The sequence below is a fragment of the Rhodococcus sp. PvR099 genome (genome assembly GCF_017833315.1).
In the GTDB taxonomy this organism is placed as follows: Bacteria; Actinomycetota; Actinomycetes; order Mycobacteriales; family Mycobacteriaceae; genus Rhodococcus_G; species Rhodococcus_G oryzae.
This window is the reverse complement of record NZ_JAFIBV010000001.1, coordinates 1,834,836-1,855,468: the sequence shown is the minus strand read 5'-3', so window position 1 is coordinate 1,855,468 and position 20,633 is coordinate 1,834,836. Positions and strand designations below refer to the sequence as shown.

Genomic DNA, 20,633 nt, shown 5'->3' with positions numbered 1-20,633 from the left:
GCGTCCATGGTGAGCAAGTTCGAGCGACGCAAGGACACCGTGCAGGAGCTGACGGAGTCCGGGGCCACGCACGTCGGCAAGATCGCGATGATCATCGCGGGCGCGGTCCGGGACGTGACCCGCGAGATCGGCGACTGGATCACCGACGGCATCGAGATGCGCGAGGCGTCGAAGCGGGCGCAGGCGGACGCCGCCGATGAGGAACCGGACGTCGTGGAGGGCGAGACGGACGGCGGCGAGGGCCCCGCCGACAAGTAGTCGCCGCCCGTCTGCGACACCCCGCGCCCGGCGCGTGATAATTGACCCAGCTGATGATGATCGGCGGGACGGTTCCACGTGCCCGCCTGGAGTAGTGGATGCGGAGAACGGCGATGAGTGAGGCAGTTCAGGTCGGCGACCTGGTGCATATTTCGGATACTGCCGGCACCTGGGCGGTGGAGGAGATCCGCTCCGGAATCGCCCTGCTGCGGGGCAGCGACGAGAAGCGGATCTCCTCGCGGCTGCACAAGCTCACGGTGGTGCGCAAGGGCGCGACGAAGTAGGACGCGCCGATTGGGAGCGCGGGTCCGCGCCGACTGCCGTCGGCGCGGACCACGTCGTCGTCAGAGCCGGACGTGCGGATAATCCGGTGAGCGCTCCTGGAATGACAGGATGCTGGGATTCTGGACGATCCCGTCACGGATCTCGATGGACCGCCGGATGGTCGTGTCGGCATCCCAGGCCGCGGGCCCGCCGAGCACGGTCGCGAGATAGGGGAGTAGCGCTTCGCTGATCTCCCAGGTGGCGGAGTTCCACAGGTAGGACGGGCTGTGGTCCACGCCGTAGTAGACGACGTTGTTGCCGACCTCGAAGGTGGGCTCCTCGAACGACGTCGGCCGCGCCCAGCTGAATCCCATTCCCTCGTCGCAGGATACGTCGACGATCAGCGTGCCCGGTGCGAGTGAATCGAGGTCCTCGTCGGCGAGGAAGGTCAGCGGCGCGTCGGTGTCCTGCAAGACGCAGTTGACGATGATGTCGTGCTCGGCGAGGAATCCGGCCACCGGCACGCGACCGCGTTCGGTGTGGGCGTGGCTGCGGCGCGGGTCGGCGTCGTCGTGATCGAACTGCACCATCCGGGCGGAGTGGATGGGCGCGCCGACCGCGCTGATCCCGCGGACGGTGAGCACCTCGACGTCGTGGACGCCGTGCGCGCTCAGCGCGGTGACCGCGCCCCTGGCGGTCGCGCCGAAGCCGATCACTGCGGCCCGCAGGCGGCGACCGTAGTCGCCGGTCGATCCGGCGATCTGCATGGCGTGGAGCACCGAGCAGTAGCCGGCCAGCTCGTTGTTCTTGTGGAAGACGTGCAGGCTGAGCGAACCGTCGGCCGTCCAGTGGTTCATCGCCTCGAAGGCGATAAGGGTCAGCCGCCGGTCGATGGCGAGCTGGGTGACCGCCGCGTCCTGGACGCAGTGCGGCCAGCCCCACAGCACCTGGCCCTCCCGCAGCTGCGCGAGATCCTCCGCGAGTGGCTTGGCGATCAGGACGACGTCACAGGTCGCGATGAGCTGCTCCCGCGACAGCAGGCCCGCGACGAGCGGGGCCAGCTGTTCATCGGGGATCCCGAAGTGCGCGCCGTACCCGCGCTCGAGGTAGATGTGCTCGCGGAGCCCCGCGTCGATTCGCTCGAGGTGCAGGGGGTGGATCGGGAGCCGGTGCTCGTTTTCCTTGTGTGAGTTCGACGTGATTCCGAGACGGAGCATGTTCAAGTGCGCCCTTAACTGGTGATGCCTGCCTATTGCAGGCCGTGGGCCACGGGCGGCGTGACTTCGAACGATTGTGCGATGGCGTCCGATCGGAGTCTAGGGCACCTTGCGCGTCGTCCGGCGCAGATGGGCAAGACCCCGCGGTGCCGGATCGGCACCGCGAATCGCCGCGCCCCGATCTCAGGGGGTCGCCAGGAGCTTGTCGAAGGCCGGCATCACCTTCGGATTGGAATCCTTGATCCCGTTGACGGCGCCGACGCCGGCGCCGATCACGCCGCCCACGATGCACCCGGCGATGAAGTTGGGGAAGATCGACAGGCACCCGACGCCCGCACCGACGCCCAGCCCGATCAGTGCGCCCTGTGCGCCGCCGTTCCCCCAACCGACGGCGACCTCGGTGGCGAATGCATCGAAGGCGGACTGCTTGGTGGGGTTGTCGGGCCAGATCGCGTCAGAGACGGCTTCGGCGCCCGGGGGCGGGGCCACCGCGGGCTGGGCGTAGGCGGTTCCCGCTCCGGCGCCGAGGGCGACGACGATGAGCGCAGACGCGGCAAGAGATTTGGTCGGATTCATTGCAGGACTCCAATACTGGTTTGGATGGCCATGATCCAATTCAGTCGCCGTAGAGTCGGCAGGTCGTGTCGGCGGCTGGGGGCGACGGACTTCGCGCAGGAATGAGAGCTCGGATCGCGCCGTACGGTGCGGCCACTTCCATAGCGCACCTCCACGGAGTCGCCAAGAGTCAGGTAAAAACACTAGCGCGGTGATCGCCTGTCCACGACTGGAACAGAGGAGATCGCGACCCCCGTTCCCGGTCACCAGGCAACTGTGACCGGGGAAAGGCCCCCGGCCGAGTGGGCCGAGAGCCTTTCCTTCATGGGCGCTCGATCACGACCCGAGGCTGCCGCCCCCGCCGAGGCTGCCCAGGGGGCCGGCGCCGCCGCCTCCGCCGCCCTGCATGCCGCCCATCATGTCCATCACTTTGCTCATGAGATCGATCAGCTTCTCGAGCATTTCGAGGTCCATCTTCTTGCCACCTTCATGGGTAATTCACGGGTGAGCGGTGTGATCGCAACTGAACGCGAGGCGCACCAGTCGAGCAATTCCCGCCCACCGCTCGTGAGGACGGCAACGCCTATCTGACTTCCGACGACCGCGCGGGGCGATCCGGAATCCTTGGGCGCGATCAGGGAACGCGCGTGCGCAGCGGCGGTGGCGAGCGGCAGGTGGCCACCGCGAAATGCCCGCGGTCTGGTCCACCACCCGCTCCGGAACGCCGTGCGGCATAACTGTCCGTCATGGGGACTCACCTCAACCCTGTATATCGCCGGGTCTTGGTTCAATGTTGCAGGAATTCGCCACCGATTTTGGTCGATTGCGGTCGGCGGCGGGACGCTCGCTCGATGCTCACCCGTTTTGGGGGATGCCGCCCGCGCCGAGGGTGTCGAGGCTGGAAGCCGGACGACGACCCATCGCCGGACACAACCCTCTGGAGGAACCCATGGCCATGGATACATTCGCTCTGCTCGCGGCGGTCTACGACTCGGAGGATGCCGCGATCGCCGACTACGACGCCATCCACGACCTCTACGTCGAACTCCACCTGGTCGACACCTACGACGCGGCCGTCATCACCCGGACGGACAAGGGCAAGGTCAAGATCGTCAAGAAGCATGAGCAGCCGACCCGGCAGGGCGCCTGGGGCGGACTCGGCATCGGCCTGGTCGGCGGCGCGCTGGTGGCCCTGTTCCCCGCCGTCGGGCTCGGGGCCGGGCTGTTGCTGGGTGGTGCGGGTGGCGCCGGACTCGGGGCACTCGGCGGCCACGTCGCGGCCGGGATGAGCCGCTCCGACCTCAAGGAGGTGGGTGAGCTGCTCGACGAGGGGGACAGCGGGCTGATCGTCATCGCGGCGACGGATGTCGAGGCGCGGGTCGAGAAGGCGCTCAAGCGAGCAGCCAAGGTGACGAAGAAGCAGCTCGAGGCGGACGCCGAGCAGGTCAGCAAGGAGATCGACGAGGCGACCAAGAGCTGAGAACTTCACGGTCCGGCGGTCGGGCAGATCACCCTCATCGGGGGAGGCGCCCGCCGCCGTGGCCGCGCAGGCTGCAACCCAGGCCACACCCGCGGACGACAGCCATTCAAGGGAGCACACCATGACAGAACTGGACACTCTCTCCGACCTGCGACCCGCCGGTGCGGTCGGCCGCCCGACCCGGGCGGCCAGCTTCGAACACGGGGAAAAGGTTCGGCGCCGGATCCCGTTCGGCGCCATCGCCGAACACGGTCCGACCGCCGACCGTGACGCGATCGGCCTGCTCGAGTCCCAGGCCTCCACCCGGGTCCAGGAGCTCCTCCCCATCCGGTACGGGCGGATGGCCGACTCGCCGTTCGCGTTCTACCGAGGCGCCGCGCTGGTGATGGCCCACGACCTCGCACACGCCCCGACGACGGGTCTGTACACCCAGCTCTGCGGGGACGCCCACCTGAGCAACTTCGGACTCTTCGCGACACCGGAACGCGAACTCGCCTTCGACCTCAACGACTTCGACGAAACCTATCCCGGACCATTCGAATGGGATCTCAAGAGGCTCGTCGCGAGCCTCGCCGTCGCCGGTCGCGACAACGGGTTCACCGGCAAACAGCGCAAACGTATCGCCCGCGCGTGCGCGGCCGAGTACCGCGAAACGATGACCTACCAGGCCAATCGCGGCGAGCTGGCGGTCTGCTACGCCCACATCGACGCGACCGCCCAACTGGACGAGCTCCGCGAGGTCCTGGACTCCTCGACCCGTAAGCGTGTCCGGAAGACGATCCGTAAATCCTGGGGCCGCGACAGCATGCAGGCGCTGTCCAAACTGACCACGACGGAAAACGGGCAACCGCGGATCGTGAGCGCACCGCCGCTGATCGTCCCCATCGAGGAAATCCTCAGCGACACCGAAGCCGAGCGGATCGACCGCGAGATGATCCAGCGACTACGCGAGTATCGCGACACCCTCGAACCCGCCCGACGTGTCCTGTTCGACCGATTCGAATACGTCCAGACCGCACGAAAGGTCGTCGGCGTCGGCAGCGTCGGCACCCGGGCCTGGATCATCCTCCTCGTCGGCCCCGGCGGCGACCCGCTGTTCCTGCAGGCCAAGGAGGCGGCGCCGTCGGTGCTTTCCAGATACCTGGAGGGTCCGTCCTATGCGAACCAGGGCGAACGCGTCGTGTCCGGACAGCGGGTGATCCAGAGCGCCAGCGACATCCTCCTGGGCTGGCAGCAGGGGCCCGACGTGAACGGGACCGTCCGGGACTATTACGTCCGGCAACTGCGCGACGGCAAGGGCTCAGCGGTCATCGAGACCATGTCCGCCGACCTGATGGCCCTCTACGGCCGGCTCTGCGCCCGCGTTCTCGCGTTCGCGCATGCCCGCGCGGGCGACCGGTTCGCCATCGCCGGGTACCTCGGTTCGGACGACGACTTCGACAAGGCGCTGACGGAATTCGCCGAGGCCTACGCCGACCAGAACGCCCGCGACCACGCCGCGCTGCTCGATGCGATCGCCGACGGGCGGATCGCCGCGCACCGGGAGTGAACCGCGGCCGGAGCGCCGCTTCTCTGCACACGTGAGCGCCCCCGGCAGGAATCGAACCTGCGACCTAGAGATTAGAAGGCTCTTGCTCTATCCAACTGAGCTACGGAGGCGTGATCCGCGAAGGATCGGGTCCGGAGTCTACCGGTAACCATGACCAATATTCGATAGGTTCGCTTACGGGTCGGCGAACCTGGACGAACCCGACAGGCGCGCGCCTCCTACCCTTGTGGGCATGGCATCACCCGAGCTCGCCCCCTCCGCCCCGTCGCCGATCCGAAGGGCGGGGGAGAACTCGGTACCGATCTTCGTCACGCTCGGGATCATCGCGGGGCTGGTCGCGGCGATCATCGTCGGGCTGTCTGCCTCGGACGCGCTGGTGTTGCTCGGCATCCCCGACCCGGGTCCGCTCACCACCTACGGACTGCCTGCGGTCAAGGCCGCCGGTGAGGTCGCCGCCGTCCTCGCGATCGGGTCGCTGCTGCTCGCCGCGTTCCTGGTGCCGCCGCAGCGCAGCGGGGTGCTCGACGTCGACGGCTACCGGGCGGTGCGCACCGCGTCGAACGCCGCGATCGTCTGGGCGGCCTGCGCGCTGGTCCTGGTGCCGCTGACCGTCTCGGACACCTCCGGTCAGCCGCTGAGCGCGGCCATCCAACCCGCCAACCTCTGGAAGGCGATCCCGCAGATCGAGCTCGCGGGCGCGTGGCGATCGACCGCGATCCTCGCGGTGCTGCTCGCGGTGGGCACGCGACTGGTGCTGCGCTGGTCCTGGACCCCGGCGTTGCTGCTGCTCGGCGTCGCCACCCTGATGCCGCTCGCGCTGACCGGGCACTCCTCCTCCGGTGGATCGCACGACCTGGCCACCAACAGCCTGATCTGGCACCTCGTCGCCGCGGCATTGTGGGCGGGCGGGTTGTTCGCGCTGCTCGCGCACGCGCGCAGGCGGGGCGCGTACACCGACGTCGCGACGCGCCGGTTCTCGAACGTCGCCACGGTCGCGTTCGTCGTGATGGCGATCTCCGGTGTCCTCAACGGACTGGTGCGGCTGCCGCTGAGCGAGCTGTTCACCAGTACCTACGGCTGGCTGCTCGTGGCCAAGACCGTCGCGCTGGTGGTCCTGGGCGTGTTCGGATACCTGCAGCGGCGCAGTGCGCTGCCCGCGCTGGCCGCCGACCCGACGGCCCGTGGCCCGCTGATCCGCTTCGCCGGCGGCGAGGCGATCATCTTCGCCGCGACCATCGGCATCGCCGTCGGCCTCGGCCGGACACCGCCCCCCGCGGAGAACATCAACCCGACCCCGACCGAGGTGCAGTTGGGCTACAACCTGGACGGCCCGCCGACGTTCGCGAAGCTCGCGTTCGACTGGCGCTTCGACCTCATCTTCGGCACCGCGGCGATCATCATGGCGGTGGTGTACCTGCTCGGCGTCCGGCGGCTCCGCAAGCGCGGGGACACGTGGCCGGTTGGCCGCACCATCGCCTGGGTGCTCGGCTGCGCGACGCTCCTGGTCGCCACCTCGTCGGGCCTGGGCAGGTACTCGCCCGCGGTGTTCAGCGTGCACATGGGTGCGCACATGGCGCTGTCGATGCTCGCGCCGGTGCTGCTGGTGCTCGGCGGCCCGATGACCCTGGCGCTGCGGGCGTTGTCCCCGGCAGGGCCCAAGGGGGTACCCGGTCCGCGCGAGTGGCTGCTGGCCGCGCTGCACAGCCCCGTGTCCCGTTTCCTGACCCACCCGCTGGTGGCCTCGGTGCTCTTCGTCGGCGGCTTCTACGCCCTGTACCTCGGCGGCATCTTCGGCGCGACGCTCGACTCGCACGGCGCGCACCTGCTGATGAACGTGCACTTCATCCTGAGCGGCTACCTCTTCTACTGGGTGGTGATCGGCATCGACCCGGCGCCGCGCACCCTGCAGCCGATCACCAAGCTGGCGATGGTGTTCGGGTCGTTGCCGTTCCATGCCTTCTTCGGCATCGCGCTGATGAGCATGGGCGAGGTGATGGGTGGCTGGTTCTACCGGGCGCTCGGCCTGGACTGGAACGCGGACCTCATCGGTGATCAGCGGCTGGGTGGCGGCATCGCCTGGGCCACCGGCGAGATCCCGCTCGTGCTGGTGATGCTGGCGCTGCTGGTGCAGTGGTCGCGCAGCGACGAGAAGACGGCCAAGCGGGTCGATCGTGCGGCCGACCGTGATGACGACGCCGAGCTCGCGGCGCACAACGCCATGTTCGCGGAGCTGGCGCGGCGCGACCACGAAGCCGGCCAGTGACCACTCGCGAGGAGGTGCTCGCCGCGCGGGAGCGGGTGGGTCCCCGGGTTCGGCGGACCCCGGTGCTCCTGGTGGTCCTGCCGACGCCGGGCGGGGACATCCCGGTCGCGCTCAAGCTCGAGCAACTGCAGCTCGGCGGTTCGTTCAAGATCCGCGGCAGCCTCAACGCCATGCTGAACCGGGATGGCGCGCAACGTGATTCGCCGGTGGTGATCGCGTCCGGCGGTAACGCCGGGATCGCGGCCGCCACGGCGGCCGGGATGTTGGGGATCGCGTGCACGGTTGTCCTTCCGGCCTCGGCGCCCGCGGTGAAGGTGGATCGGCTGCGCGCGCTCGGCGCCGAGGTCGTGCTCGACGGCGAGCGATACGTCGACGCCTACCTCCGGGCGTCGGCCATCGCCGCGCAGCGCGGCGCCCAGCAGTTGCACGCCTACGACCTGCCCGATGTGGTCGCGGGTGCGGGGGTAATCGGTCTCGAGCTGGCCGAGGAGGCGCCGGAGACCGACACGGTACTGGTCGCGGTCGGTGGCGGCGGACTCGTCGCGGGGATCGCCGCCGCGCTCGCGGGGGAGAAATCCGTCGTCGGGGTGGAGCCGAGCGGCGCACCGACCCTCAGCTCCGCGCTCGCCGCCGGTTTCCCGGTGGACGTGGGGGTGGACAGCATCGCGGCCGACGCGCTCGGTGCGACCCGACTCGGTGACATCGCCATGGATGTCGCCCGCCGGGCCGGGATCGGCTCGGTGCTGGTCGAGGACGAGGCGATCGACGAGGCACGAAACCTGCTGTGGCGCGAGTTCCGGCTGGCGGTCGAGCATGCGGCGGCCGCGCCGATCGCCGCCCTGCTCAGCGGCGCCTACACGCCGGCCGCGGGGGAGCGGGTCGCCGCCGTGATCTGTGGCGCCAACACGGACCCGACGACGCTGCCCACGGGCTAGCCGCTACGCGGGCCGCCCCGCCCGAGCCCCGTAGCGCTCACGGGCCGCCGACGGGGTGACGGTCTCCGCACGCACTGGCGGCGCCCCGTTGAAATGCTGGTCGAGGACCGAATGGGTCGCCGGGAGCAGGCGCTTGACCACGGCCAGTTCGGTTCGCGGATTGCTCGTGGAGCGCACGGCGGCCCGGGTGAGCGGCGTGACCACCCGGTCGATCACGGCGGGCTGATCGAAGTCGCCCAGCTCCCGCATCCACCCCGGCAGGGTGGCGATCGTCGCGGGCGCCATCAGCCGACTCATCGCCCACAGGGCGAGCCGGTCCTTCCCGAAGCGGGTGCGCAGCAGGTAGTGCATGCCCTCGATGGCCCGTTCGGAGGTGCACAACCGAGGGCGCACGGCGGAAAAGTACTCGTGCACCTCGGCGCGCGAGCGCGGGATGTCCGCGGGCTTGCAGGTCTGCAGTTCGGCGGCGACGGCGCACTCGGCCCAGTACCGGGCCTCCTCGTCCGGACTCAGCGGTCCGGGACCGAACATCTCGTAGCACTTGAGGACCGAGTGCCAGCCGGTGACGTGGATCCACAGCTGGCTGTCGGGGCTGTTGGCGCTGTACCGCTGCCCGCTGATCGGCTCGATCCCGGTTGCCTTCGCGTGCACCCGCATCAGCAGCTCGGACGTCTCGATCGCCGACCGGGCGTCGCCGACCGCCACGATCAGGAAGTAGGAGAGGGTGCCGTCGAGACGCCCCCTCGGGTCCAGGTAGATCCCCTTGGCGTCGGCGACCGCGGCGGTCAGGAAGGGGTCGAAGTGCTCCAGGGTGACCGAGCGCTGAAACCCGACCAGTGCGGTCGGGTTGGTCCAGACCTTCCACGTCGGCGATCCCGGCCCGAAGAATCCGTTGTCCTCGCGCCTGCGTGCGGGATCGAACGGCCAGCCTCGGTCGGCCAACATGCGGGGTTCGCTCATCGTGTCTCCTCCGGCGCGGTTCGTGAATGCAACGCGACCGTAGCAATTGCTGTCGGTGAATACAACGGTTGCGTAGCATTGGCCCCGGCGGGGACTGGCCGCGAGCGGCGATCTCTAAGGTGGACGCGGAGGTGGATCGATGACGAGAGCGCAGACGGCGGACGAGCGCCCGCGACGCAAGTACGCGCCGCGACTGCCGCCGGAGCAACGCCGTGACCAGGTGCTCGACGCCGCGGTGGCGGTGACCGGGCGGTCGGGCCTGCACGAGCTGAACATGGAGGCCGTCGCGGCGGAGGCCGGCGTCGGGAAACCGGTGCTCTACAACGTGTTCCGTACCCGTGCGGAGCTGGTCGCGGCCCTGCTCGAGCGCGAACACCGGCGCGCGATCGAGCAGGTGATGGCCGCGATACCGACCGACCTCAGCGCGCTGGGTCCGGCCGCGGCCTACGCCGGAACGGTGTCCTCGTTCGTGCGCGTCGTGGTGGCGAACCCCACCCGGTGGCGCTTGATCCTGACCGCGCCCGACCAGGCGCCGGCCGAGTATCAGGAACACCTCCGCGCCTCCAGGGCGGCGGTGCTGGTGAAGGCGGAGGAACTGGCCAGGATGGGGATCGCGCTGGAGCCCGGACTGGCCGGTCTTGACCCGGTGCTGCTGGCCCACACGATGCTCTCGTTCGCCGAGATGCTCGGCAGGCTCGCGGTCAGTGATCCCGTCACCTATTCGAGTGAGCGCCTCGTCACCTACGCGGGGGCGCTGGCCGCCACGATCACCTCGGGTCGGTCCACCCGCTAGCACACCGGTGAGACGAACTGTGTTCCCGCGTGGCCGTTTTCGCGGGTCTGTGGACGCCCCATCCGTTCATCCACAGATTCGTCCGCGGCCACAATCCGGCGACCCGACGGGGGACGCTGGCATCGAGGGGCCGCGTGGCCCACGGATGCCAAGGGGGAACGACATGTACGAGACGCACACGGCGGTGGTCGGCACCGTGATCACCAATCCGGTCAAGCGGCCGACGAACTCGGGGGAGGAGGTGCTCAGCTTTCGGATGGCGAGCAACACCAGGCGTCAGGACCGCTCGACCGGGGAGTGGACCGACGGCGGCACCCTCTACCTGACGGTGACCTGCTGGCGGCGGCTGGTGGCGGGCGTCGGCGCCTCGCTGATGAAGGGGGATCCGGTGATCGCCTGTGGGCAGCTGCGAACCAACGAGTACACGACAAAGGACGGGGTGGACCGCGCCGACCTGGAGATGCGCGCCAGCGCGGTCGGCCCCGACCTGGCTCGCTGCCGAGCCAGGCTCGACCGTGCGCCCAAGGCGTCGCAGTCCGTCGACCCGGATGCGGACCCGGGGGCCGGGGAGTCGGAACGCGATCCAGGGGGCCTCGCGGGGGCAGGCCTCGATCCGGCGCTCCGGGCGAGCTGACCGATAACGGGCATTTCGGTCACGGCGGCGGCATAGGCTGAGGAGTCTTCCCGTCAGGTGAGGGGGCGGCTCGCATGGCACGCCTGAGGTTGTTGGTCGTGGTCCTGATCGTCGCCGCGATGACCGCTGTGTCGGTCGGATCCGGCACCTCCGCGGCGGCGCCCGCACCACCCGGATCGGTCATCGCGGTGCAGGACATGCCGAGAGAACTCTGGATACCCGGGACCGGGCGGGCGTACCGCCTCACCTACGCCACCGCCGACCATTGGGGTGCCCCCGCCACCAGCACAGGGGCGGTGTATCTGCCGCCGGGGCCGGCCCCCGAGGGTGGCTGGCCGGTGGTGTCCTATGCGCACGGAACGATCGGGGTGTCCGATCAGTGCGCGCCCTCGATGACCGGGCCGCAGGCCATCGAGTCCGCCTACCTCCAGGACTGGTTGGCGCGGGGGTACGCGGTGGTGGCGACGGACTACATCGGTCTCGGGACGCCCGGCGTGCTGCCGTACCTCGACGGCAAGGCCGCGGCGCACAGCGTCATCGACATGGTGCGGGCGGCCCGGACGATCGACACGGGGGTCTCGCCGCGGTGGGTGGTGATCGGGCTCTCGCAGGGTGGGCACGCGGCCCTGCACACAGCCCATGAGGCGACGACGTACGCGCCGGACCTGGACTACCGAGGCGCGGTCGCGATCGGTGCGCCGTCGAACCTCGAACAGCTGTTTCCGTTCGGCGGTCCGGGTTTCCCCAATCTCGGCCTGCGTGGGCTGACGACGTTCTCCCTGTTCGCCATCGTCGGGTTGCGGTCGGCTCGACCCGACCTGGACCTCGACAGCTACCTGTCGCCGCGCGGACGGGAACTGGCGGGGCTGGCGGAGCGCCTCTGCTCACCCGAGCTGGCTCCCCAGGTCGCGGGAGTGCAGGTGGGTGAGCTGTTCTCGCGGTCGCTCGGCGACGACGAGATCCGATCGGCGCTCGCCGACTATCTGGGCGTGCCGACCGGTGGCTACGACCGGCCGCTGTTCATCGGGCACGGCACCAACGACATCGTGGTGCCGATCGTGCTGACGCTGAAGCTGGTCGCGGATCTTCAACTCGCCGGGGCGGACGCGCGGTTCGTCGCGTACCCGGGTGCCGGGCACGGCGAGAGTCTCGGGGCCTCGTCGGCGGACTCCATCGCGTTCGTCGAGCCGCTGATCCGATGACCGGCCGCTCGCAACAAGGCATCGGCGACCGGTGACTGGACGAGTGTCCTGTTTTGCGGGTAGCGACCGCGCCGGAGTTCTACGCTGCACCGAGTCCGGAGCCCGTCGCGGGGGACCGCACACACAACCAACCGAGGGTGGGGGAACACGATGGAGTTCGAATTCGGTCGCGCTGCTGGGCATCGCCTCGGCCTGCGCGCAGGCGTAGCAGTGCTGGCGGTGCTCGCACTGGCCGTGCCGGCGGCCGGGCAGGCCGCGGCGGATCCGGTCGGCGAACCGGGCACGGTGGTGGCCGACAAGGCCCTTCCGGTGGGCGCGGAGGTCGGCGCGGCAGCGAGTGGATCGCGCCAACTCACGTACTGGACCGAGGGTCCGACGGGCGCGCCGGCCCTCAGCACCGGAGCGGTCTACTTGCCGAAGGGAACGGCGCCCGCAGGCGGCTGGCCGGTGGTGTCCTGGGCACACGGCACCACGGGCGTCGGCGACGATTGCGCGCCCGCGCTCGGGTTCGACGTCACCGCGCTCACCCGCGACTACGTCTCGGCGTGGCTGGCGCAGGGCTACGCCGTGGTCGCCACCGACTACGTGGGGCTCGGCACCGAGGGAACCCATGCCTACCTGCACGGGCGAAGCGAGGGCCGTTCGGTCATCGACATGGTCCGGGCGGCCCGCGAGGTGACGCCTGAACTCTCGACCGCCTGGGTGGCCATCGGGCATTCGCAGGGCGGGCATGCCGCCATGTTCGCTGCGCACGAGGCGACGAAGTACGCGCCGGAGCTGGACTACCGCGGCGCGGTCGCCACAGGGACCCCCGCGAACCTCGAGTTGCTCTTCCCACTGGGCGGTCCCGGCTTCCCCAATCTCGGCCTCAACGGGCTGACCTCCTTCGCGGCGTACGTGGTCAACGGGATGAAGGCGGCCCGACCGGATCTGCCGATCGGCGACTACCTCAGCCCGGCCGGTCGCGAGTTGGTCGAGACCGCCGAGACCATGTGCTTCGTCCCCCTCCAGAAGCATGCCGGAACCTTCGGTGTCGGAGAGATGCTCAGCAAGCCGCTCGACAACGAGATGTTCCGCTCGGCCATGCGTGATTACCTCGCGGTCCCCACAGCCGGCTACGACCGGCCCGTGTTCATCGGGCACGGCACCGGCGACCGGACGGTTCCGTATCCGCTCGGTGCGAAGCTCGCACTCGATCTGCAACTGGCAGGCGAGCCCGTCACCTTCAGGTCCTACTCGGGCGGTCACGGGGCGTCGGTGATGGAGGCGTTGCCCGATACGACCGCCTTCATCCGGTCGCTGTTCGGGACCGCCTGAACCCCTGATCTGACCTGCGGCGGGCCGTGAATCGGTCGTGGCCCGCCGCAGATCGGGCCCAAGGCCTGTGTGGATTGGGGAGTCGCCTGGTGTCCCGATACTCTGGTCGCCATGGCGGAGTTCATTTACACGATGAAAAAGGTGCGCAAGGCGCACGGCGACAAGGTCATCCTCGATGACGTCACGATGAGCTTCTACCCGGGCGCGAAGATCGGTGTCGTCGGTCCGAACGGCGCGGGTAAGTCCTCCATCCTCAAGATCATGGCCGGACTCGACCAGCCGGGCAACGGCGAGGCGTTCCTCGCGCCGGGCGCGACCGTCGGCATCCTGATGCAGGAGCCGCACCTCGACGAGACCAAGACGGTGCGCGAGAACGTCGAGGAGGGCCTCGGCGAGACGATGGTGCAGCTCAAGCGCTACAACGAGATCGCCGAGCTGATGGCCACCGACTACTCCGACGAGCTCATGGAGGAGATGGGCGAGCTCCAGGAGAAGCTCGACCACGCCGACGCCTGGGAGATCGATTCCCAGCTCGAGCAGGCGATGGACGCGCTGCGCTGCCCGCCGGCCGACGAGCCCGTCACCCATCTCTCCGGCGGTGAGAAGCGCCGCGTCGCGCTGTGCAAGCTGCTGCTGAGCAAGCCCGACCTGCTGCTGCTCGATGAGCCCACCAACCACCTCGACGCCGAGTCCGTGCTGTGGCTCGAGCAGCACCTGGCCGCCTACCCGGGCGCCATCCTCGCCGTCACCCACGACCGGTACTTCCTCGATCACGTCGCGCAGTGGATCTGTGAGGTCGACCGCGGCCGGCTCTACCCGTACGAGGGCAACTACTCCACCTACCTGGAGCAGAAGGCCGCGCGACTCGAGGTCCAGGGCAAGAAGGACCAGAAGCTGCAGAAGCGCCTCAAGGAGGAGCTCGCCTGGGTCCGTTCCGGCGCGAAGGCCCGCCAGGCCAAGAGCAAGGCCCGCCTCGACCGCTACGACGAGATGGTCGCGGAGGCGGAGAAGCACCGCAAGCTCGACTTCGAGGAAATCCAGATCCCGACCCCTCCGCGCCTGGGCAATGTCGTGGTGGAGGTCGAGAACCTCGACAAGGGCTTCGACGGCCGGCTGCTGATCAAGGACCTGTCCTTCACGCTGCCCCGTAACGGCATCGTCGGCGTGATCGGTCCCAACGGCGTCGGTAAGACCACGCTGTTCAAGACCATCGTCGGGCTCGAGGAGCCGGACTCGGGCACCGTCAAGGTCGGCGAGACGGTCAAGCTCAGCTACGTCGACCAGACGCGGGCCAACATCGACCCGACCAAGACGGTCTGGGAGACGGTCTCCGACGGACTCGACTTCATCGAGGTCGGCCAGAACGAGATGCCCTCGCGCGCGTACGTGAGCGCCTTCGGGTTCAAGGGCCCGGATCAGCAGAAGCCCGCGGGCGTGCTCTCCGGTGGTGAGCGCAACCGGCTGAACCTGGCGCTGACCCTCAAGGAGGGCGGCAACCTGATCCTGCTCGATGAGCCGACCAACGACCTCGACGTCGAGACCCTCAGCTCGCTCGAGAACGCGCTGCAGGAATTCCCCGGCTGCGCCGTGGTGATCTCGCACGACCGCTGGTTCCTGGACCGGACCTGCACGCACATCCTGGCCTGGGAAGGCGCCTTCGGCGACAACGAGGCGGCCTGGTACTGGTTCGAGGGCAACTTCGAGGCGTACGAGGAGAACAAGGTCGCGCGGCTCGGTGCCGACGCGGCCCGGCCGCACCGCGTCACCCACCGCAAGCTCACCCGGGGCTAGGACGTGCCGAACAAGGTCTTCACCTGTGAGGTTCAGGTGCGCTGGGGCGATTCCGATCGCCTCGGCCACGTGAACAACACGCTCTTCCTCGAGTACGCGCAGGAAGCGCGGGTCAAGTTTTTCCGCGAGCGCGTCTTCCCGGCGGGCGTGCGTCCGTCGGCGATGGTGGTGCGCAAGGTGGAGATCGAGTTCCTCAAGCCCATCACCGACGAGTCGGGCCCGGTCACCGTTGAGGTGTCCGTCCTCGCGGTCGGGAACTCCTCGTTCGGCGTCCGCCACCTGTTCCGCGACGTCCACGGGGTCACCTGTGGCGTCGCGGACGCGGTGATGGTGCGGTTCGACGTGAAGACCGAAACGTCGGTTCCGCTCACGGAACTCGAGCGATCGGTGCTGTCGGAGTACGCGATCACGGAAACGGTGCGCTAAAGGGCGCCGTCAGTTCACCTCTCGTCCCGCTCCCCACGGTTAGGCTCAGACGTGCACACCCGTCACGTCAGTTCGACCAGGGGAGTGGGCCGCGAGATGACCAGATCAGCCGATCGCTTCGACCACGGGGCCACGATGGGCCTGCCCTCGGACCTCGTCTCCCGCCTCGACGCGGTCCGCGATGTGTACTTCCGGAACATCGACTGGGCGGGGTCGCCCGGTCGCCCGAGCGCCGACGCCGAAAGGGTGTTCGGCACCCACCTCGAACTGGCCTCGCGCCGCCCTGCCGGCCACGCGGTATCGCGGGTGCTCGAGCCGCTGCCCGGCCAGCCCGCCGTGCAGATCGTCACCGATGACATGCCCTTGCTGGTCGAGTCGGTCATGGCGCTGCTCGCCCGCCTCGGTATCACGGTCACCGAGCTGATCCATCCGGTCTTCCAGGTCCGGCGCGATCCGGACGGCGGCCTCCTCGATGTGCTCGTCAACGGCACGGCGGCCGGAGCCGGAATGCTCACCGAGTCCTGGATGCTCGTCCTGCTGCATCCGACCACCGACCCGGACACGCTCGCCGAGGCAGGCGCCGCGGTCCGTGACGTGCTGTCGGATGTGCGGCAGGTGGTCGCCGATGCGGACGCGATGCGCTATGGCCAGTTGGTGCTCGCCGAGCATCTGGATGCGCTCGCGGACCGCGAACCGCAGGGATACCGGGCGGTCGACATCAGGGACACCGCCGCACTGCTGCGCTGGATGTCCGAGGGGCATTTCATGACCCTCGGCTACCGGCGGTACGAGTTCCGCGATCCCGGCGAACACGGGCGGCCGCTCGCCCACATCGTGCCCGAGAGTGGGCTGGGGGTGCTCGGTGCGGGATCGGTGGCCGATCACCGAATCGACCTGCCCGCACCCGAATTCAGTGTCGACCGGCCCATCCTGCTGCTCGCGCAGGGGGCGGCGCCCGCCACGGTGCACCGATCGGTGTACCCGTTCTTCGTCTCCGTCACCGGCCTCGACGGCGACGGCGCGATCACCGGCGAGCACCGGTTCGTCGGCGTGTTCACGGTGACCGCGCTGCACGAGAACGTGCTCGACATCCCGGTGATCGAGCGACGCGCGCGCACGGTGATCGAACGGGCCGGATTCGACATCGGTTCGTTCTCCGGCCAGCGGATGCTCGAGGTCATCCAGTCCTTCCCCCGTACCGAGCTGTTCTCCAGTGACACCGAGACCCTGTACGAGACCATCACTTCCGTGCTGGCAATCGGCATGCGGAGGCGGGTCCGGCTGTTCCTCCGGGACGACCAGTTCGGCGGGTTCACGTCTGCGCTCGTCTACCTGCCCCGCGACCGTTACACCACGCGGGTTCGCTTGGCGATGCGGTCGATTCTGCTGCGGGAACTGGGCGGGGGGATGCTGGAGTACAGCGCGAGGGTCACCGAATCGGATCTTGCGATGGTGCACTTCACCATCCACAAGGGGCCGGACGTGCCCCCGTCGTCGGCTCAGCTCTCGGCAGGTGACCGCGACCGGATCGAGTCGATGCTGGCGGCGGCGACCAGGGCGTGGGAGGACGACCTCCTGGACGCCGTCGCGGCGGATCCGTCGGTGACCTCGGTGACCGCGCAGCGCTTCGCCGCGGCGTTCCCCGAGGCATACAAGCAGGACTTCGACGCCGCGCGAGCGGTCAGGGACATCGTGCGACTGGAGGCGCTGGCCGGCGAGGCGATCGATCTGAAGCTGTACCGGCACAAGGACGCCCGACCGGGTCAGTGGCGTTTCACGCTGTACATCAGCGGTGCCGGGGTCTCGCTCAGCCAGGTGCTGCCGGTGCTGCAGAGCCTCGGAGTCGAGGTGCTCGACGAGCGGCCGTACCGGGTGGTTCGTCCGGACGGGCTGCCGTGCTGGATCTACGATTTCGGGCTGTCCGCGGCTCCCGAACTGGTCGATGCGACGGTCGGGGAGAACCTGGACTCGGAGCTGGACGAGGCGGATCGGGCCATCGAGTCGACGAGGGCGCTCGCCCTCCAACACCGGTTCACCGACGCCTTCACCGCCGTCTGGTACGACCGGTCCGAACCCGACCGGTTCAACGAGCTGGTGCTGCGGGCCGGGCTCGAGTGGCGGCAGGCCACCGTCCTGCGCGCGTACTCGAAGTACCTGCGCCAGGCGGGATTTCCGTACAGCCAGTTCCACATCGAGGGAGTGCTGATCGAGCACGGTCAGACGACCGGGCTGCTGGTCGAGTTGTTCCGGTCGATCTTCGATCCCGACCGGGCCTCGGCGCAGCGTGCGGAGGAGCTCGCTGCCGAGCTGCGCGACCGGATCAACGAGGTGGTCAGCCTCGATGCCGATCGGATCCTGCGCGGGATGCTGGGACTCGTCCTGGCCACGCTGCGGACGAACTACTACGTGACCGACGAGGCAGGCGATCACCGCGAAATCCTGGTGTTCAAACTCAACCCCCAGCAGATCGCCGAATTACCGAAACCGCGACCGCGTTTCGAGGTGTTCGCCTACTCGCCGCGGGTGGAGGGCGTGCACCTGCGATTCGGTCCGGTGGCCCGTGGCGGGTTGCGCTGGTCGGACCGCCGGGAGGACTTCCGGACGGAGATCCTCGGCCTGGTCAAGGCGCAGGCGGTGAAGAATGCCGTGATCGTGCCGGTCGGCGCGAAGGGCGGATTCGTGGTCAAGAGGGCGCCCGCGGCGACCGGGGACCCGGTGGTGGACCGGCAGGCGCTCCTCGCGGAGGGACAGGCCTGCTACCGGTTGTTCGTCTCCGGCCTGCTCGACGTCACCGACAACGTCGAACCCGCGACCGGGGTGGTGCTTCCGCCGGACCGGGTGGTGCGCCGAGACGGCGACGACACCTATCTCGTCGTCGCTGCGGACAAGGGCACCGCCCAGTTCTCCGACCTCGCCAACGACGTGGCGGCGCGGTACGGCTTCTGGCTAGGCGACGCCTTCGCGTCCGGAGGCTCGGTTGGCTACGACCACAAGGCCATGGGGATCACGGCCAAGGGCGCCTGGGTGAGTGTGCGCCGACACTTCCGTGAGATGGGGATCGACACCCAGACGGAGGACTTCACCGTCGCGGGCATCGGCGACATGAGCGGCGACGTGTTCGGGAACGGGATGCTCCTCAGCCCGCACATCCGGTTGGTCGCGGCCTTCGACCACCGGCACATCTTCCTCGACCCCGATCCGGACGCCTCGAGGTCCTTCCTCGAACGGGAACGGCTCTTCGCACTGCCGCGTTCCTCGTGGGCGGACTACGACCCGGCTCTCATCAGTGCGGGCGGCGGGGTGTGGGACCGCTCGCGCAAGTCGGTGCCGCTGACCGCCCAGGCGCGGGCGGCGCTCGGCCTCGACGAGGACGTCACCGAGTTGTCGCCGCCGGAGCTGGTGCGGGCGATCCTGCGCGCGCCGGTCGACCTGCTCTGGAACGGCGGGATCGGAACCTACATCAAGGCCACCACGGAGACCCATGCGGACGTCGGCGACAAATCGAACGATCCGGTGCGGGTCAACGGGAACGAGTTGCGCGCCAGGGTGATCGGTGAGGGCGGCAATCTCGGGGTGACGCAGCGCGGCCGGATCGAGTACGACCTCGCGGGTGGCCGCATCAATACCGATGCCATGGACAACTCGGCGGGCGTCGACTGTTCCGACCACGAGGTCAACATCAAGATCCTGCTGGACACCGCGGTCAGCGGCGGGGCGTTGCCGGGGGCCGAGCGCAACGGCCTGCTCGCCTCGATGACCGACGAGGTGTCGCGGCTGGTGTTGCGGGACAACATCGACCAGAACGACCTGATGGGCACCTCACGCGCCGACGCCCCGGCGATGCTGGGGGTGCATGCGCGCCAGCTCGCCGCGCTCGAGGCCCGTCGCGGGCTGGACCGGGAGATCGAGGCCCTGCCCGGACCCGTGGAGATCGAGGAGCGACTGCAGGAGGGCACCGGCCTCACCTCTCCGGAGCTGGCCACCCTGCTCGCACACGTCAAGCTCGCGCTCAAGGACGATCTGCTGGCCAGCGAGCTGCCCGACAGCGACACCTACGCGGTGCGGCTGCCCAGGTACTTCCCTCGGCCGCTGCGCGAGCGGTTCGCCGGGCAGATCAAGTCACATCGCCTGCGCCGCCAGATCGTGGCCACCATCCTGGCCAACGAGGCCATCGACTTCGGCGGGATCAGCTTCGCGTACCGGCTCGCCGAGGAGGCCGGCGCGAGCAGTACCGACTCCATCAGGGCCTTCACCGCGGCGACCGAGATCTTCGACCTGCGCACGGTGTGGAGCGACATCCGCGAGGCGCCCATCGATTCGATGGTGGCCGACGAGCTGACACTGGAATCGCGCCGGATGCTCGACCGGGCGGCGCGGTGGCTGCTGTCGAACCGTCCGCAGCCGGTCGCGGTGGGCGCGGAGATCAACAGGTACGCCGCGCGGGTCCGCGCGATGACCCCGAAACTCCCGAACTGGCTGCGCGGACATCACGTCACCGACCTCGCCACCCGGATGTCCCACGTGGTCGAGCACGGCTGCCCCGAGCCGCTCGCGCGGCGGGTGTACGGCCTGCTCGACGGGTTCCCCTCGCTCGACATCATCGACATCTCGGACATCAGCGATCGCGAGGTCGAGGAGGTCGGTGAGCTCTACTACGCGCTCGACGAGCGCCTCGGGATCGACGGATTCCTCACCGCCATCTCGGGTCTCGAGCGCGGCGACCGGTGGCATTCGCTGGCCAGGCTCGCGTTGCGCGACGACCTGTACAGCTCGCTGCGCTCGCTCACCCTCGACGTACTCGCGGGTGGGGAACCGGACGAGACGCCCGAGGAGAAGATCCTGGATTGGGAGTCGTCGAACTCGTCCCGGCTGAGTAGGGCCAGGGCAGCGCTCGGCGAGATCGCGGAGTCTGGGACGCTTGACCTCGCGACGCTCTCGGTGGCGGCGCGTCAGGTTCGCAGCATGGTGCGCGGAGCGGGCACCTGATCG

Annotated in this window: 17 protein-coding genes and 1 tRNA gene; 13 read left to right on the top strand and 5 right to left on the bottom strand. The window is 69.1% G+C overall.

The features are described 5' to 3' along the window. Window positions 1-6 precede the first annotated feature (6 nt). Window positions 7-258 (top strand): hypothetical protein, encoded by a 252-nt coding sequence (locus tag JOE46_RS08500; protein ID WP_077043777.1) that lies wholly within the window; start codon window positions 7-9, stop codon window positions 256-258. Between the two features lie 113 nt (window positions 259-371). Beyond that, a complete protein-coding gene (locus tag JOE46_RS08495; protein WP_179800520.1) occupies window positions 372-542 on the top strand; it encodes a hypothetical protein in 171 nt (56 codons plus the stop codon). Window positions 543-602: 60 nt separating this feature from the next. Here JOE46_RS08495 and JOE46_RS08490 read toward each other — a convergent pair whose 3' ends face one another. The 3 genes from JOE46_RS08490 to JOE46_RS08480 form a co-directional block, all read right to left on the bottom strand. After that, window positions 603-1,739 carry a N(5)-(carboxyethyl)ornithine synthase gene (locus JOE46_RS08490; RefSeq protein ID WP_209926845.1) on the bottom strand — a complete coding sequence of 379 codons (1,137 nt, stop codon included), beginning with the start codon at window positions 1,737-1,739 and terminating at the stop codon, window positions 603-605. Window positions 1,740-1,922: 183 nt separating this feature from the next. Continuing rightward, window positions 1,923-2,315 carry a hypothetical protein gene (locus JOE46_RS08485; RefSeq protein ID WP_097211459.1) on the bottom strand — a complete coding sequence of 131 codons (393 nt, stop codon included), beginning with the start codon at window positions 2,313-2,315 and terminating at the stop codon, window positions 1,923-1,925. Between the two features lie 315 nt (window positions 2,316-2,630). Next, window positions 2,631-2,768, bottom strand: a complete 138-nt coding sequence (locus tag JOE46_RS08480; protein WP_169310513.1) for a hypothetical protein — start codon at window positions 2,766-2,768, stop codon at window positions 2,631-2,633. 481 nt (window positions 2,769-3,249) lie between these two features. On the opposite strand from JOE46_RS08480, the gene JOE46_RS08475 reads away from it, so the two are divergent. Beyond that, entirely contained in the window at window positions 3,250-3,774 is a 525-nt protein-coding gene (locus tag JOE46_RS08475; protein ID WP_245220984.1) for a DUF1269 domain-containing protein, read from the top strand. A 121-nt stretch (window positions 3,775-3,895) separates the two neighbouring features. Beyond that, complete coding sequence (locus JOE46_RS08470; RefSeq protein ID WP_209926842.1) at window positions 3,896-5,323, top strand: DUF2252 domain-containing protein; 1,428 nt, start codon at window positions 3,896-3,898, stop codon at window positions 5,321-5,323. Window positions 5,324-5,359: 36 nt separating this feature from the next. On the opposite strand, the gene JOE46_RS08465 is transcribed toward JOE46_RS08470, so the two are convergent. After that, a tRNA-Arg gene (locus tag JOE46_RS08465) sits at window positions 5,360-5,433 on the bottom strand. A gap of 122 nt (window positions 5,434-5,555) precedes the next feature. On the opposite strand from JOE46_RS08465, the gene JOE46_RS08460 reads away from it, so the two are divergent. Then, on the top strand, window positions 5,556-7,586 hold the full coding sequence (locus JOE46_RS08460) for a cytochrome c oxidase assembly protein (protein ID WP_097211457.1): 2,031 nt from the start codon (window positions 5,556-5,558) through the stop codon (window positions 7,584-7,586). Beyond that, entirely contained in the window at window positions 7,583-8,521 is a 939-nt protein-coding gene (locus JOE46_RS08455) for a serine/threonine dehydratase (protein WP_097211456.1), read from the top strand. Before JOE46_RS08460 ends, JOE46_RS08455 begins: the two co-directional genes overlap by 4 nt. 3 nt (window positions 8,522-8,524) lie before the next feature. Here the strand turns inward: JOE46_RS08455 and JOE46_RS08450 are convergent, their stop codons facing one another. Further along, a complete protein-coding gene (locus JOE46_RS08450) occupies window positions 8,525-9,481 on the bottom strand; it encodes an oxygenase MpaB family protein (protein ID WP_097211455.1) in 957 nt (318 codons plus the stop codon). Window positions 9,482-9,620: 139 nt separating this feature from the next. Here JOE46_RS08450 and JOE46_RS08445 point away from each other — a divergent pair, with 139 nt between their 5' ends. From JOE46_RS08445 to JOE46_RS08415, 7 genes are all read left to right on the top strand, one after another. Beyond that, window positions 9,621-10,274 (top strand): TetR/AcrR family transcriptional regulator, encoded by a 654-nt coding sequence (locus tag JOE46_RS08445; RefSeq protein WP_097211454.1) that lies wholly within the window; start codon window positions 9,621-9,623, stop codon window positions 10,272-10,274. A 163-nt stretch (window positions 10,275-10,437) separates the two neighbouring features. Next, the gene (locus JOE46_RS08440) at window positions 10,438-10,908 is read left to right on the top strand and encodes a single-stranded DNA-binding protein (RefSeq protein WP_097211453.1); all 471 of its coding nucleotides are present in this window, start codon (window positions 10,438-10,440) and stop codon (window positions 10,906-10,908) included. Window positions 10,909-10,982: 74 nt separating this feature from the next. After that, window positions 10,983-12,110, top strand: a complete 1,128-nt coding sequence (locus JOE46_RS08435) for a lipase family protein (protein WP_307861260.1) — start codon at window positions 10,983-10,985, stop codon at window positions 12,108-12,110. Between the two features lie 150 nt (window positions 12,111-12,260). Next, window positions 12,261-13,427: a lipase family protein gene (locus tag JOE46_RS08430; protein ID WP_097211451.1), complete on the top strand. Its 1,167-nt coding sequence runs from the start codon at window positions 12,261-12,263 to the stop codon at window positions 13,425-13,427. Between the two features lie 111 nt (window positions 13,428-13,538). Continuing rightward, a complete protein-coding gene (ettA, locus tag JOE46_RS08425; protein WP_027499846.1) occupies window positions 13,539-15,218 on the top strand; it encodes an energy-dependent translational throttle protein EttA in 1,680 nt (559 codons plus the stop codon). 3 nt (window positions 15,219-15,221) lie between these two features. Then, window positions 15,222-15,644, top strand: a complete 423-nt coding sequence (locus JOE46_RS08420) for a thioesterase family protein (protein WP_097211450.1) — start codon at window positions 15,222-15,224, stop codon at window positions 15,642-15,644. 96 nt (window positions 15,645-15,740) lie between these two features. Next, window positions 15,741-20,630: an NAD-glutamate dehydrogenase gene (locus tag JOE46_RS08415; protein ID WP_209926841.1), complete on the top strand. Its 4,890-nt coding sequence runs from the start codon at window positions 15,741-15,743 to the stop codon at window positions 20,628-20,630. The last annotated feature ends 3 nt before the right edge of the window (window positions 20,631-20,633 follow it).